The 15,412-nt window shown below is 35.9% G+C and carries 17 protein-coding genes; 12 read left to right on the top strand and 5 right to left on the bottom strand.

Going from position 1 to position 15,412, the window contains the following annotated elements; translation table 11 throughout:
- Positions 1-2: 2 nt before the first annotated feature.
- On the bottom strand, positions 3-650 hold the full coding sequence (locus VK90_RS01615) for an MOSC domain-containing protein (RefSeq protein ID WP_048369886.1): 648 nt from the start codon (positions 648-650) through the stop codon (positions 3-5).
- A 63-nt stretch (positions 651-713) separates the two neighbouring features.
- Positions 714-1,394, bottom strand: a complete 681-nt coding sequence (locus tag VK90_RS01610) for a FadR/GntR family transcriptional regulator (RefSeq protein ID WP_048369884.1) — start codon at positions 1,392-1,394, stop codon at positions 714-716.
- A gap of 247 nt (positions 1,395-1,641) precedes the next feature.
- Here VK90_RS01610 and VK90_RS01605 point away from each other — a divergent pair, with 247 nt between their 5' ends.
- Complete coding sequence (locus tag VK90_RS01605) at positions 1,642-1,938, top strand: hypothetical protein (RefSeq protein WP_025149461.1); 297 nt, start codon at positions 1,642-1,644, stop codon at positions 1,936-1,938.
- A gap of 69 nt (positions 1,939-2,007) precedes the next feature.
- On the opposite strand, the gene VK90_RS01600 is transcribed toward VK90_RS01605, so the two are convergent.
- Both VK90_RS01600 and VK90_RS27470 read right to left on the bottom strand, forming a co-directional pair.
- Positions 2,008-2,997, bottom strand: a complete 990-nt coding sequence (locus VK90_RS01600) for a zinc-dependent alcohol dehydrogenase family protein (protein ID WP_048369883.1) — start codon at positions 2,995-2,997, stop codon at positions 2,008-2,010.
- A 114-nt stretch (positions 2,998-3,111) separates the two neighbouring features.
- Entirely contained in the window at positions 3,112-3,252 is a 141-nt protein-coding gene (locus VK90_RS27470) for a YflJ family protein (protein WP_000273536.1), read from the bottom strand.
- 154 nt (positions 3,253-3,406) lie between these two features.
- On the opposite strand from VK90_RS27470, the gene VK90_RS01595 reads away from it, so the two are divergent.
- Complete coding sequence (locus VK90_RS01595; RefSeq protein ID WP_002170681.1) at positions 3,407-3,769, top strand: hypothetical protein; 363 nt, start codon at positions 3,407-3,409, stop codon at positions 3,767-3,769.
- 26 nt (positions 3,770-3,795) lie between these two features.
- Here VK90_RS01595 and VK90_RS01590 read toward each other — a convergent pair whose 3' ends face one another.
- Positions 3,796-3,981, bottom strand: coding sequence for a YhzD family protein (locus VK90_RS01590; RefSeq protein ID WP_002170682.1), 186 nt, complete (start codon positions 3,979-3,981; stop codon positions 3,796-3,798).
- 215 nt (positions 3,982-4,196) lie between these two features.
- On the opposite strand from VK90_RS01590, the gene VK90_RS01585 reads away from it, so the two are divergent.
- The 10 genes from VK90_RS01585 (at position 4,197) to VK90_RS01545 (ending at position 15,390) form a co-directional block, all read left to right on the top strand.
- Positions 4,197-5,438 (top strand): metallophosphoesterase family protein, encoded by a 1,242-nt coding sequence (locus tag VK90_RS01585; protein WP_048369881.1) that lies wholly within the window; start codon positions 4,197-4,199, stop codon positions 5,436-5,438.
- On the top strand, positions 5,435-8,359 hold the full coding sequence (locus VK90_RS01580) for an ATP-binding protein (RefSeq protein ID WP_048369879.1): 2,925 nt from the start codon (positions 5,435-5,437) through the stop codon (positions 8,357-8,359). Before VK90_RS01585 ends, VK90_RS01580 begins: the two co-directional genes overlap by 4 nt.
- A gap of 41 nt (positions 8,360-8,400) precedes the next feature.
- On the top strand, positions 8,401-9,345 hold the full coding sequence (yhaM, locus tag VK90_RS01575; RefSeq protein ID WP_048369877.1) for a 3'-5' exoribonuclease YhaM: 945 nt from the start codon (positions 8,401-8,403) through the stop codon (positions 9,343-9,345).
- Positions 9,346-9,761: 416 nt separating this feature from the next.
- Positions 9,762-10,706: a ring-cleaving dioxygenase gene (locus VK90_RS01570; RefSeq protein ID WP_048369876.1), complete on the top strand. Its 945-nt coding sequence runs from the start codon at positions 9,762-9,764 to the stop codon at positions 10,704-10,706.
- 55 nt (positions 10,707-10,761) lie between these two features.
- On the top strand, positions 10,762-11,739 hold the full coding sequence (locus VK90_RS01565) for a ring-cleaving dioxygenase (protein WP_025149455.1): 978 nt from the start codon (positions 10,762-10,764) through the stop codon (positions 11,737-11,739).
- 283 nt (positions 11,740-12,022) lie between these two features.
- Positions 12,023-13,117 carry a response regulator aspartate phosphatase gene (locus tag VK90_RS01560; protein WP_048369874.1) on the top strand — a complete coding sequence of 365 codons (1,095 nt, stop codon included), beginning with the start codon at positions 12,023-12,025 and terminating at the stop codon, positions 13,115-13,117.
- Complete coding sequence (locus VK90_RS27890; protein WP_082147732.1) at positions 13,117-13,281, top strand: Phr family secreted Rap phosphatase inhibitor; 165 nt, start codon at positions 13,117-13,119, stop codon at positions 13,279-13,281. Before VK90_RS01560 ends, VK90_RS27890 begins: the two co-directional genes overlap by 1 nt.
- Before the next feature lie 243 nt (positions 13,282-13,524).
- Positions 13,525-14,397, top strand: a complete 873-nt coding sequence (locus VK90_RS01555) for an alpha/beta fold hydrolase (RefSeq protein WP_048369872.1) — start codon at positions 13,525-13,527, stop codon at positions 14,395-14,397.
- A 78-nt stretch (positions 14,398-14,475) separates the two neighbouring features.
- On the top strand, positions 14,476-14,676 hold the full coding sequence (locus tag VK90_RS01550; RefSeq protein WP_002170693.1) for a sporulation YhaL family protein: 201 nt from the start codon (positions 14,476-14,478) through the stop codon (positions 14,674-14,676).
- A gap of 243 nt (positions 14,677-14,919) precedes the next feature.
- Entirely contained in the window at positions 14,920-15,390 is a 471-nt protein-coding gene (locus VK90_RS01545) for a hypothetical protein (protein WP_048369869.1), read from the top strand.
- The last annotated feature ends 22 nt before the right edge of the window (positions 15,391-15,412 follow it).

Raw genomic sequence — 15,412 nt, 5'->3', positions numbered from 1 at the left:
AATTATTTATTTAAACGTTTTAATAGTAATTCGCGTAAGCTATTTGACAATGCGTCCAATTCAATAATGTTTTTTATTGTTTTTATATCATCTTTATCATGAAATTTAACACGGTTAATTTGTGCAATAGACACCCGTTTAGGATGTGATTTAATAAGTTGTAAACAATTACTTGTAGAAACTTTTCCTTCTTGTAACACGCGACAGAGGAAACCCGTAAATCCAGTTTGTTGCATTTCAAGTGGCAGGGTAGGGACGTTATATTTCTTCGCAAGTTTATAGCATGGATTTCTTGGCTCTGATACTTGTATAATTGCTTCTCCGAAAGAAAAGATATCGCCAACATGAACAGTTTCTTCGGTCAATCCGTATACGGTAATATTTTCTCCAAAGAGTGAATCATCTATCATAGAAGGGATTATTTTGCTCCAATAAGCGTAGTGATCGTAAGAGTAAATGCATAATGCTTTATCGACTCCACCATGATCTTTATAAGCTTGTTCATCCCCAAGTAAACCATTTTTCGTTAAAAAGATGTCACCTTTGACAGGTTGTTTTCTTATTGCAGTTGAAATCAGAGTTTTTCCATAAGGTAGTTGTTCTATTTTTCCGATGTTGATGGACTTTATTTGAAAAGTCGTTTGTGACATTTCCTCATGCTCCTTTCTTTATTCGTAACATCATCTGATGTTTAAGTGTAATATATAAGGAGCTTATTTCAGCTCCAAATTTTGAACAGCGTATGTTTGAGCCTCTTCGGCATTTTGTTTTAAAATGGCCTGGAACAATTTTTCATGAATCTCAGAGTTATCTTCATAGTCAGTTGTATTTAATATTAATTGGCTTAAAATGTGACGAAGAACAGGTACGAAAGATTGATACATATCAAGTAGAACTTCGTTTTTGCTCGCCTTTGCAATTGCTAGATGAAACTGAATATCTGCATCTATGTATGCTACATAATTTCCTTCCTGAAGGGCATTTTTTCTTTTATTTAAATGTCCTTTTAAGTATAAAAGATCTTCTTCATTTCGGCGTTGTGCCGCCAACATAGCTACTTCCTTATCCAACATATTACGTGCTTCATACACATGACTAATATTAGCTTCTTGTAATCGTTTTTCAAATGAATCTTGTGCTGTATTTAGTGAGATAATGCGAGTGCCTTGTCCTTGTCGAACCTCTAGTATGCCAGCATGTACTAATATTTTTATGCTTTCTCGCAACGTTGAACGCCCTACACCTAGCTCTTCCATTAATTGCGGCTCTGTAGGGAGGCGATCACCTACTTCATACTCACCAGAAAAGATTTTTTCTTGTAGACGTTCCAACACTTCGTCGACTAATTTTCGTCGAGAAACTTTTGAAAAAGATTTCTTTTCGTTTATATTCATCTGCTCATCTCCTGTTATATTCGCTTTTATGATAACTAATTTAAGTTCTGTTGACAATGTTATTTTTTAAGTAGTTGAAACGAGGTGATAACGTTGCGTAGGGGCAAATACACTTTTGGATCCTATAAATTATAAGGGATTATCCAAACGAAAATTTTTAAATCGACTTATCTCTGTTGAACTGGATTAATAAGTTATTTATGGTATTATATTCATAATGAATATAATGGAAAAATAGGGGGTACTTATGAAAAGAAAATTAGTATTATCTATTGCCTTCTCGAGTGTATTAGCATTATCACTTGGATTTGTAAAAGATGTTCAAAGTACAAAGGTATTTGCACAGACTGATGGAGATCAATATAAGCTTGTTACTAAAGAAGAACAAGATCAAAGAGAAAGAAAAGTAGTAGAAGAGAAAGATGTGATCACTGTTATAACAGCAGAAGAACAAAATATGGTGGAAAACAGCTCGACTCAAGAAGGATTTGTTCCACAAATTAATGGGCCAGGCTTCTATTTTGAAAAAACTTTCGGAAATTAAGTTTAAATAAGATACAAAAAGGATAGATAGAGTATATTTTATACTGTTAATCTATCCTTTATAATTTTATTAGCTCGTCAAAAACACTTTTCCTTTTGTTTTCTCGGCAGATTGAACGACATCAACTGCATGTTTTACATCTACTAAGTCATACGTAGAATGTACCGTCATGAAACGTAATTTTTTATCCTCTACTAAGCGGATTAAGTGACGAAACGTTTCTTGCCATTTATATGCTGACACGTCTTTATTCCAATGTCGTAAATGAAATATGTTAGCGTGCACTTTTGCTTTAGTGACAATCTCTGCCCAGTTTACTTGTATTCCTGATAGAAGACCGATAGTTAAAAAGTGCCCATTTGGACGTAAGGAGAAAGCTAATTCATTTCCATCCGCTCCCCCAATAGAATCGATCGCAGCATCTGCACCTATTCCATTTGTTAATTCCATAACGGTTTCATAAAGCGAGGTAGTGGAAGTATCTATTACATAGTCAGCACCAAGCTGAAGTAATTCCTCTGTATGCTTATTATTTCTTGTAACTGCAATTAATCGGAAGTTTAAAATTTGTGATAACTGAGCAAATAGATGACCAATAGCAGATCCACAAGCGTTTACTAATAAAACGTCATTTTGTTTTAAATTTAGAGTTTCTGTACATGTGACCCATGCTGTAAGGGGATTAATATACATTTGTGCCGCTGTAAAGTCATCAATTGAATCAGGAATAGGGACCACAAAGTCTGCTGATGTTGTAACAAACTCTTGCCAAGTACCTTCTCCTCGTAATGGCAAAACACGTTTACCGATGAGATCTTTAGAAACGAAAGGACCAACATCTTCTACAATGCCAACACCTTCGTAACCAGGTATATTAGGTAAAGAAATTCTATGTGCGTACGCTCCGGTTATTGGAATTAAGTCAGATGGGTTGATAGGTCTTACTAGCATGCGAACGAGCACTTCATTATCTTTTGGTGGTTCTATATTTTTATATTCAACCTGTAACACATCTTTTGGATTGCCAAACTCATGAAATTGAATGTATTTTCCGTGCAAAATAAATGTTCCCCCTTAGTGTGATTGGGTTAATTATAGCATTTTTGGTCTGAATGCTTATTAAGGGGTGTGAAAAAATAAAAAGGAAGCAACCGTAGTTGCTTCCTACATCTATTAAGCCGAAGCTTTCTTCATTCTCTCAAGTAAGCTAGATAAAACATGCGTACGATAAGATTCTAGTTTTTTGCCTTCATAAGTACGGATACCTAATTTTTTAAGTTCTTTTACATACCAACCTTTGCTTCCGAAATACATGTGATCGCTCCCCTTCAACTTTGTTTTTTATTTGTTCTGATCGTACTTGGAGGTACGGGATTATAATGAAGGAAATGAATTTCGTGTGAAAATGGTTAACTTTGTTGCAAAAGACATATATACTAAAGGTAGTATATAACGAGGTGAGCAAGACGTGATTATAGAGAAGCACGAAATTCAAATTGACCAAATTACGAGCGGAAAAGTGAACATCTTTACTTTCTATCGAAATAGAAAGCAAATCGATGATCATTTTTTACGATTGCAAGAACCATCGCTTACAGCAAACTACTTCTTCCATTTTCATTTTGATGCAGAGAGCTTGCATCTTCTGCAGGAAGAGTTTCCGAGCGTATATCCATATAACGGTAGTGAAACGATTCACGACTGGACGGAAAAGATGAAGACAGAATTGCAACATCAGATCCAAACAGGAAAATGGAATAAGCGCGTACGTATCGGTAATCGCATTCTAGATGTAGTGTTTACATGGTGTGACGAAGATATAGTAGAGTGAAAAAGAAGCGGATGACGCTTCTTTTTTTAGCGCTGGAATAAAACGAGCTTGCCTGCAGAAGATGTGCAGCGATGTGTTTTTTCGTACAATCCTTTTTCTTGTAAAATAGATTCGCCTTTCGATTTCGCTTCTTTTTCAGTTGCCGCCTCGAATGATTCGTCTAATGCTTTTGAACCATCTTTTTCAAAGACTGTTAGAACGTATACTCCCATGAAAATTCCCTCCAATAATTAAAATCAGAATCTTATAACTATTTTGTCATAAATCACTAGAATATGCAAAGAAATATATGACATTGCGTGTTACAATAAAGTGAAACTTTAATCAGTGGGGAGTTTTTTTATCCCCACTGATTATTAGTTTTCAGCAATTGAATAGTTAATGTTGATAAGATGAAACTTTTGAAATATAGAAAGGATCGTTATTTGTGAAACAAGTGAAGTTTATACATGCGGCTGATTTGCATTTGGATAGTCCGTTTAAAGGGATGGAAATGAATGTACCACCGTCTGTTTGGGAGAGAATGAAGCAAAGTACGTTTGAATCGTTCGAGCGTATTGTTGATAAAGCGATTCAAGAGCGCGTTGATTTCGTATTACTAGCTGGGGATTTGTATGATGCGGAGACGAGAAGTTTAAGAGCGCAAGTGTTTGTGCGAGAGCAAATGAAGAGACTTTCGCAGTACGATATTCCCATTTTTATTATTCACGGTAACCACGATCATTTAGGAGGAAGCTGGGCAGCGATTGAGTTTCCGGAAAATGTTCATGTGTTTACGGAGCCTTATGTGGAAGAGAAATCATTTTATAAAAATGGTGAGCTTGTAGCTTCTATTTATGGGTTTAGTTATTTGCAGCAAGCAGTAACGGATAATATGACAGCGCAGTATACGAAAATGAGTGATGCGCCTTTTCATATTGGAATGCTTCACGGAAGTGTGGAAGGGGATGCGGAGCATAATCGCTATGCACCGTTTCAAATTCGTGAGCTGAAGGAAAAGCAGTTTGATTATTGGGCTCTTGGCCATATACATAAACGAGAAGTTTTATCAGAAGAGCCGTACATTATTTATCCAGGTAATATACAAGGGCGCCATCGTAAGGAAACAGGGGAAAAGGGTGCGTACCTTATCGAGTTAACGAAACAAGGATCGCATTGTTCGTTTTTCCATACTGCTGATGTTGTATGGGATGAGATAGAAGTTAATATTGATGGACTTGAAACTGTTGATGATCTTATGACAGTAGCGGCAGAAATAATGAATGAGTGCCGAAGAGAAGAGGAAGGCACTCTTTTAACCGCCGTATTTACAGGGCAGGGGCCACTTTCACCTTATTTGCGTGATGAAAAGCGTGTGGAAGAGATTTTTCATATTTTAGCAGCGGGAGAAGAGCGAAAAGACTTTGTGTATGCGATGAAGTGGAAAAATGAGACGGTTTCTTTTGCGGAAATTGAACGTTTGAAAGCAGAAAATCATTTCGTCGGTAGTGTACTGCAAGAGTTAGAAGCTTTTACAAATATGGACGGAGTGTTGCGCACGATTTGGACATCTCCTGTGGCACGTAATAGTATTGAATCTTTTACAGAAGAAGAGAAGAAAGAGATTCAAAAGGAAGCGGAAAATATTATTTTAGAGCAATTATTCCAGCAAGAGAGGGATAAAAAATGAGAATTGAAAAACTCCATATTTATGGCTATGGAAAACTAGAAAATGTGGAAATGGATCTTTCATTGCTGACGGTGTTGTACGGTGAAAATGAAGCGGGGAAATCGACAATTCGCTCATTTATGAAAAGTATTTTATTCGGTTTTCCGACGAGAGGGCAGCGCCGTTATGAACCGAAAGAAGGCGGGAAGTATGGCGGTGCGATTACTGTGCAAACAGAGAAGTACGGCCGTTTGAAAATTGAGCGTTTGCCGAAGACGGCATCTGGTGAAGTGACCGTTTATTTTGAAGACGGGAAAACTGGCGGCGAAGATATTTTAAATGATATATTAAGCGGAATGAATGAAAGCTTATTTGATTCTGTCTTTTCATTTGATATGCATGGCCTTCAAAATATTCATCAGCTTGGCGAGGCGGATATCGGCAATTATTTATTTTCTGCAAGCGCAGTCGGAAGCGATGCGTTATTACAATTAGATAAAAAGCTAGAAAAAGAAATGGATCAGCGCTTTAAGCCGAGTGGTCGTAAGCCTGAAATTAACGTGTCATTGCAAGAAATGAAGAAGCTTGAAGAGAAGCTGAAAGAGTGGCAAGGGAAAATTGGCACATATGAAAAACAGGTTGAGCAGTTAAAAGAAAGTGAAGAGAAACTCGCTTTCGTTCGCACTGAAAAAGAGTGTGCGGAAAAACGAAAGCAAGATTATGAAATATTGTCGGCGCTTGAGCCTCTCGTTATTGAAAAACGTACGCACGAGAAAGTGTTAGAAAACGAAAAAGGACAGTTTCCTGTAAATGGTACGGCGCGCTATGAGGCGATAAAGGCGAAGATGGAGCCTCTTCAAGTGCAAGTAGATTCACTTCAGAAAAAGATAGAAACTGTGCAATTAGAAATTGATGCGACAGAAATAGATGAAGAGTTTTTACAAAAGGAAAGTTATGTAGAAGAGCTTCGTATGCAGCATATGTCTTATGAGAATGCACGCCAAGAAATGCGTGATATTACAGGGAATATTGCGAATATAAAAGAAGAAATTGCAGAACTAGAGCAACAAATTGGCGCTACTTTTGAAAAAGAGACTGTTCTTTCATTTGATATAAGTTTAGCGACGAAAGAATTAATTACACAAACGGTGCAAAAAGCAAGAGAGTTAGAAACCCAAAAACCGCAGCTAGATGAACGTTTTAAAACGGCTCAGGAGCAATTAGAAGAACAAGAAGAGAATATAAGACAAATAAGCCAGCAAATGTTAGCTGATGAAGAGAGAAATACGTTAGTTGAGAAAGAAAGATCATTTCAAGATGCGGCGTTTCTAGGTATGGGCGCAGAGAGAATGAAGCGTAAGTATGAAGAGAAAGCAGGGGCAGTAAGGCAAAAGAAAAAGCAGTGGCAAAGAGTTTGTCTTCTGTTACTTCTTATTAACACGGGCGTTTTAGTAACGAGTTTATTTATAGATAATCGTGCGATGTTATTTATTAGTGTTATTGTTTTTGTAGGGATTGTTCTTGCTCTCGTTTTATATAAAGATCCTTCAGGTGGATTACAAGAAGAACTCCTTACTCTTCAGCAAAGCGCTGGCGGGCGTCAAAGTGAAGAGGCGATGTCAGTTCGTTATCAATTAGAAAAAGATGAAGAGATTCGAAAGTTATTTGAGCGAGAGTCTTATAAATTGCAGCAAATGGAACGTGCGTATGAAAAAGTCGTTTCATCGTATGAGGAATGGGAAAGAGAAACTTTCCATGCAGGAGAACAAGTAGATGCTTATAAAAAGCGTTATATGTTCCCGGAATTTTATACGTATGCGCACATATTGCCGGCGTTTGAGCGTATTGAAAAAATGCAGCAATTATATCGTGAGCTAGAGAAACAAGGTGAGCGAAAATCTTCATTATATGAAATGATTTCTCGTTTTGAACATAAACTAGAAACTGTTATCGGTAGCACAGAGTATAGTAAGTTGCATGAGGCGCAAAGTCGTATGCAAAATGAGAAAGAGAAGAGGCAGACTTGTAAGCAAAAGGAAGAGAAGCTTGCGGAGTGGCAAGAGGAATATGAATTGTTGCAGCAGCAATTAAAGCAACTTCTAGTAGAACGAGATGGTTTATGGCATATTGCAGAATCTACAAATGAAGAGATGTTTTTAGAAGCAGGAAGATTGGCGGGAAAACGTGAAGATGCCGAGAAGCAAGTGGGGCGTCTATTGCCTCAAATTGATCTTTTAGAACAGCGCTTAACGAGTTTATCATTAGCTGAAAATTATGAGGCTGAAGGATATGAAGAAAAGTTAAAGCAAGAAATAGTAACGATGCAAAACTGTCTTGCGAAAGAGAAAGAATTAACAGAGCGTATTGCGAAGCATCGAATAGAAATTGCGAATTTAGAAGAAGGTAGTACGTACGGTGATTTACTACATGAGTGGGAAATGAAAAAATCACAAGTGCGTGAACAAGTGAAGAAGTGGGCTGCATATGCGGCCGCGAAGACAGTACTAACGAAAACGAAGCAATATTATCATGAAGTGCATCTTCCGCGTATTTTACAAAAATCCGAAGAGTATTTCGTTTATTTAACAGGCGGACGATATAGTAAAATATTCTCACCGTCAGAAACGGAATCGTTTATTGTGGAACGTAATGATGGTATGCGTTTTTACAGTCATGAACTGAGCCAGGCGACAGCAGAGCAGTTATATTTATCGTTACGATTTGCGCTAGCGAAAACATTTGAGCATGATTATCCATTTATTATTGATGATAGCTTCGTGCATTTTGATGCGGTAAGGACGAATCGAACGATTGAACTTATAAAGGAAATTGCGAATGATAGACAAGTTATCTTCTTTACATGTCATGAGCATTTATTAACATATTTTAAAGAAAATCAGATTATAAAATTAACACGTAAGCGTAAAGAAAATGAGTTGTAGTATGCTATACTAAAAGTAATTGATTTGGTGGAGGAATTCGAATGAAAAAGAAAATTGCAGAGTATGAAGTTGGTGAACAAGTCGATATTTTCTTGTTAATTAAAACAGCGACAAAAGGTATCGCAAGCAATGGAAAGCCGTTTTTAACAGTGATCTTGCAAGACCAAACTGGAGATATTGAAGCGAAGCTATGGGATGTATCACCAGAAGTTGAGAAACAATATGTAGCAGAAACAATCGTCAAAGTAGCAGGGGATATTCAAAACTATAAAGGACGTATTCAATTACGTGTGAAACAAATTCGCGTTGCTAATGAAAATGAAGTAACCGACATCTCGGAATTTGTAGAAAAAGCTCCAGTGAAAAAAGAAGATATGGTTGAAAAAATTACGCAGTACATATTTGAAATGAGAAATCCGAACATTCAGCGTCTAACAAGACATTTATTAAATAAGCATCAAAACGAATTTTTAGAATATCCAGCAGCGACGAAAAATCATCACGAGTTCGTATCTGGACTAGCTTACCATGTCGTATCAATGTTAGATTTAGCGAAAGCAATTTCTACACTATACCCATCGTTAGATAAAGATTTACTTTATGCGGGCGTTATTTTACACGACCTTGGTAAAGTAATTGAGCTATCTGGCCCAATTTCTACGACGTATACGTTAGAAGGAAATTTACTTGGCCACATTTCAATTATGGTGAGCGAAATTGGTAAAGCAGCAGATGAACTACAAATCGATGCAGAAGAAGTATTAATCCTTCAGCACATCGTCCTTTCCCACCACGGAAAAGCAGAATGGGGTAGCCCAAAACCACCATTAGTAAAAGAAGCAGAAATTCTGCACTACATCGATAACTTAGATGCAAAAATGAACATGATGGACCGCGCATTAGGACGCACAAAACCAGGCGAATACACAGAGCGTGTCTTTGCCCTTGATAACCGTTCGTTCTATAAGCCGACGTTCCATAATTAAGATTGTAAATAGAATGGCCTCATTAAGTGTTAAAAAACTTAGTGAGGCTGTTTTTTTATTAAAAATCAAATTCAATAACAGATAGAAATTAACTATTCTCCAACCTAAAATGTTATTTAATCAAAGAAATATCTTGAATTTGAGATTTTTTACTTGCTTTTTAATCACTTGATATGTAAAGTGATAGTAACGAAAGTGATTGAGTCATATGAAAAACATACACTCAGTTACTTTCGGTTTACACAGTAAAGTAATTTATGAATGAATTTTTAAAATAGTTTTCTATCAATGCAACTTATTCAGTAAAAAACTAAGATTAAGCTACAAAAACATAATGAGAATATAGTGAAAAGTTAAGAAGCATATTATTTTTTTAGTTATCACTTGACTAGTAAAATGAAGCGGAGGAATCACCGATGTATGAAATTAAAGGACATCATCACATTTCAATGATTACAAAAAATGCAAATGAAAATAATCATTTTTATAAAAACGTGCTTGGTTTACGTCGTGTGAAAATGACGGTAAACCAAGATGATCCGTCAATGTATCACTTATTTTACGGAGATAAAACAGGAAGCCCAGGTACGGAGCTATCGTTTTTTGAAATTCCTTTAGTAGGAAAAACATATCGCGGTACGAATGCGATTACTCGAATTGGATTACTCGTTCCTTCAGAGGACAGCCTGCATTACTGGAAAGAACGATTTGAGAAATTTGGTGTGAAACATAGTGAAATTACAACATATGCAAATCGTCCTGCTTTGAAATTTGAGGATTCTGAAGGTCTTCGTTTAGTGCTAATCGTTTCAAACGGAGAAAAAGTGAAGCACTGGGAAACATGGGAGAAATCCGAAGTTCCGGCCGAACATCAAATTCAAGGAATGGGTTCTGTGGAAATGACGGTGCGTAGGCTTGATAAAATGGCGAGTACACTTACAGAGATGTTTGGTTATACAGAGGTTAGCCGCAGCGGCGAAGAAGCAATTTTTCAGTCTATTAAGGGAGAAGCCTTTGGAGAAATAGTTGTGAAATATTTGGATGGTCCTTCTGAAAAGCCGGGCCGCGGTAGCATTCACCATTTAGCAATTCGTGTGAAAAACGATACAGAGCTTGCCTATTGGGAGGAACAGGTGAAACAAAGAGGGTTTCATTCTTCAGGAATTATCGACCGTTTTTACTTTAAAAGCTTATATTTCCGTGAATCAAACGGAATCCTTTTTGAAATTGCGACAGATGGACCAGGATTTACAGTTGATGGAGATGTGGAACATTTAGGAGAAAAACTTGATTTACCGCCGTTCTTAGAGAATCAGCGAGCAGAAATTGAAGCAAATTTAGCTCCGGTTGAAGAGAAGTAATAGAAGAAAAAATACAACTTTAACATATAAATTAAAATTATTGGAGGAATATAAAATGAACCAATTAAAAGGGATACACCACGTTACAGCGATTACAAGTAGTGCAGAAAAGAACTATGAATTTTTCACTTATGTTTTAGGAATGCGTTTAGTTAAGAAAACGGTAAACCAAGATGATATTCAAACGTATCACTTATTCTTTGCAGATGATAAAGGTAGTGCAGGAACAGATATGACATTCTTTGATTTCCCAGGTGTTCCAAAAGGAGTACACGGTACAAATGAAATTTCAAAAACTTCGTTCCGCGTTCCAAGTGATGCAGCGCTAGCGTATTGGGTGAAACGTTTTGACCGTCTTGAAGTGAAACATACAGGAATTAAAGAGCAATTTGGTAAGAAAACTCTTTCCTTCGTTGATTTTGATGATCAACACTATCAATTAATCTCAGATGAATTTGATAAAGGTGTGGAATCAGGTACACCTTGGCAAGATGGACCAGTTCCATTGGAATATGCAATTACTGGTTTAGGACCTGTATTTATTCGTATCGCGAACTTTAGTTTCTTTAAAGAAGTGTTAGAAAAAGTTCTATTATTTAAAGAGATTGCTCAAGAGGGAGAATTCTATTTATTTGAAGTTAACGAAGGTGGAAACGGTGCCTCTGTCATTGTAGAACATAATACGGTTCTTCCTGAAGCACAACAAGGCTTTGGTACAGTGCACCATGCCGCATTCCGCGTAGAAGATCGTGCTGTATTAGAAGAATGGATTGAGAGAATAGGTAGCGTTGGACTCCCTTCATCTGGTTATGTAAATCGTCACTTCTTTGAATCATTATACGCAAGAGTTGCACCGCAAATTTTATTTGAATTCGCAACAGATGGCCCTGGTTTTATGGGAGATGAGCCATACGAAACACTTGGAGAAAAATTATCTTTACCTCCATTCCTAGAGCCAAAACGTGCAGAAATTGAAAAACTAGTTCGCCCAATTGATACAGTGAGAAGTACGAAGGAATTTATCAAAGAGTAAAGATGTACGATTTAGAATTTGATAACCCGATGTATCATTCATAAGTAGAAGAGCAAGTGGTTTTAGCTGATAGCTGGAATTGCTTGCTTTTTTATTTGCTTGAGAAATATTCTGACAAATGTTTCTCGAGTTTTTGAAAAAGAAATATTTGGTATAATACATTTAAATTATGAATTTTCTGATAATTATTTTTCAATATATAGAAAAGGGGTGGTAGTATACAATTTGGGTAATTGTATAAATATCCCAACTGTATGAATTGGGGCAAGGGAGATGCGGAGGAATGGGAACAGATATAGCAATGAGGGAGCAATTAAAGCATTCTTTAGATGATTGGTATCGTGTAATGTTGCAGCAGCAAATAGAGAAAGCTATGGAAATGAAAGAGGAGATTGATAGTAAAATTCCTGATGCCAAAGAGGATGGGGATTTATGGCTATATTACTCTTTATTAGATTTTAGATATAAAGTTTTAGCGGATGGCTTACAAATTACTAAAAATAGTTTTGATAAAATTGATGAAATTTATAAAACATCTGAAAATCGTCTGTCATACTATTATTATTTTTTTAAGGCAATGCATGCGACTTTAATATCGAATTACAATGATGCAAGTAGATATTATGAGAAGGCCGAAAAACTAATAAAATATGTTCCTGATGAATTAGAATATGGTGAGTTTTGTTATCGTCTTTCTGCATTTTTTTACAGTACAAGGCAACCAATGAATACTATAAAATATGTAAATAAAGCTAAAGAAATTTTCTCAAAACAAGCAGGACAAGATATGAATATTGCTTTATCTCAAAGTCTTTTAGGATTAACCGCTATACAAATAGAGCAATATGAACAAGCAGAGGAGTGTCTGAATTCTGCTATAGATATTCTACAAAAACAGGATAACGCTATTTTGCTTTTGCGAGTACGTCATAACTTAGGATGGCTATACGCAAGTCAAAATCTTTCTGCACTAGCTATTCGACATCTTTCAGAAGTAACAGAGAAAATCCCAACACACTTCAAAGCGGTATTCCTACAAGCTAGGGAACATTTTAAACTAGGAGAAACAAATATTGCCGAAGAATTAATTGATAGAGGGTTAAATATTTGTATTGAGTTGGAAAATGAAGAGTATATACATCATTTCAGTATTTTAAAAGCAGTAAATAATAATGTTTCTATTAAAGAATTAGAGATGATTATCCTTAAAGGAATTACTTATTTCGATAAAGAATCTTTATATAGTTACACTCAAGAGTATGCAGAAAAACTTGCAGTTGAATTTTATGATGATGCTAATTACATGAAAGCAAGTGAGTATTTTTACAAAGCATTACAAGCAAAAGAGAAGAAGATGGAGAAAGGGGCATTAAAATAATGTTTAAAAAAATTCGTATCGCGGTAACTGGTCTAGCGTTAGTTGGTATTGTATCTGTTGGTTTAAATAGTTCTTTTGTACAACAAGCTGAGCATGGAGATGTTCCAGCACCGGCAAGACCAGACTACGTTAATATAGGCGACGGCGGAGTAAGCCAACTATAATAAAAATAAAGAAAGGGACTTCAACATGGAAGTCCCTTTTTCTATTTTTAGGTCAGGTAGAGAAAAGAATTGACTTACTTTAAATGTGTAACTATAATAGTTACAGAATGATGATAGTAATAGAAATAAGTCATATTTTTTTAATTTAATTGTAACCGATATAGTTACAATTAAAAAGAAAACATAAAACAACCAAAAAATGTAAAAACTTTAAATAGCAACTTGAGAAAGGAGACGGGAACTTTGAAACGGTTTAAGTTTTATATCATTAGCGGTATTGTTCTTGTTTTATTAGTAGTTTGTAACTTCGTTGATAAGCCGATTGCGAAGGTTGAAGAAGTGAAAGATACTGTGATGATGAAGATAAATACGAAAGAGAGTATGGCACAAATTGATGGACAGACGATCTATTTTAAGCAAATTGGCGTGGGTAAGCCGCCTTTACTTATGCTTCACGGGTTTGGTGGTTCTTCAGATGGGTTTAGTGATATTTATCCGGAACTCGTGAAGGATCATACGATTATTGCGGTTGATATTTTAGGATTTGGGCGTTCTTCTAAGCCGATTGATTTTCAGTATTCGTTTCCTGCGCAAGTTAATTTATATTATAAGTTAATGAAGAAGCTTGGATACGATCAGTTTGCGGTACTTGGTCATTCGATGGGGGGAGAGATGTCCCTTAATTTAGCATATTTATACCCGGACGCAGTTACGCATCTTATTTTAGCGGATTCTACAGGGATTGAATCTTTCCAGCAAAAAGAAGGTTATGAAATACCACAGTTATCGGCGGACTTACAAACTGTAACTGCGATTACAGATTATAATAAAAATGAAGTGAAGAATAGTCGAGATGATAAAAAGCATTATGATGAGCTTACGAAAATGAAAGAGCGCCGCATTGCGATGGAAGCAGATAAAATTAAGGTGCCAACTTTAATTTTATGGGGTAGGCACGATAAGAGTGTTTCTTGGGAAAATGGTGAACTGTATCATCAGTTATTTACAAATAGTACGTTTCATATAATTGAAAAAGGATACCACGCACCGTTCCGTCAGGAGCCGATCGAGTTTATGGAATATGTACAAGCATTCTTCGCGAAGAATCCACAATGAAAAATTTAAGCATAAATCCACTTCTTTCCTCATACAGTGAAACTAATAAGGCTTGTCTAAGGAAAGGAATGAACGAAAGTGGAAACTTTACCATGGTGGATTTATCTTGTGATCATCGGGATTGTATTGAGTGGCTACATGGTTTTATATACTTCGAAAAAAGAGCAAGAGATGGATAATGAGTTTATCGAAAAAGAAGGCGAAGTTTATATGAAGCGCTTAGAAGAAGAGCGCGAGAAACGCAATCAGGATAGTGATAAAGATTCGGTACTGCTTTAATAGAAATTTTGAAAGGCTACCACCTAGTAGAACTTTACATCTAGGTGGTAGCCTTTTTTTCTTTTGAGGGGAGCAGTACATGTCCATTAAGCTAAGATTTTGAAGTATCTTTTTTAGGTTTAGAGATACATTGACTGCTGATAAGTGGCGTTATGTTAACTTCACATGAATACGGTATATAACAGGGTTTTTCTCTTTAATTCAGAATTATATATTTTATGTTCCAAAATAAGGAGGGGAAGAATGAAAAAAATCATGTGTTTAGTTATGGGTTTTGTGCTATCTATAAATTTAATGGGTTGTACTAAAAAAGAAGATCAAGTTTTTTCTTCAAAACCAGCTACATCTGAACGGCAAAAAGCAGAGGCACATGCTGTAATATTTGAGAACAAGGACAAAATTACATCAATTGAGTTAAAAAACCTAAACAGAAACGATGTTTTCAAAACAACAAATAAAGATACGATTAAATCTGTTGTTTCAGCAATAGAAAATAGTAAACCAACGAATATACCATTGGATCAAAAAACTAAAGATGCAATGAGATCGCATATGATTGTTAAATATGAAGATGGTTTAGAAGAAACCTTCTTTGTGTGGGTTGAAGAAAATCTTGAAATTATGATAGTAGAAAGTACAGATGAAACTAACGCTATAGCTTTTAAGATAGACAATACAAATTTTAAACAAGCAATTGACTTTCTTAAAAGATAAATTTAACTTCTGTTAACGAAAA

Source organism: Bacillus sp. LK2 (assembly GCF_001043575.1).
In the GTDB taxonomy this organism is placed as follows: domain Bacteria; phylum Bacillota; class Bacilli; order Bacillales; family Bacillaceae_G; genus Bacillus_A; species Bacillus_A paramycoides.
The sequence above is the reverse complement of the archived record's forward strand: the minus strand, read 5'-3'. Positions and strand labels throughout refer to the sequence as shown.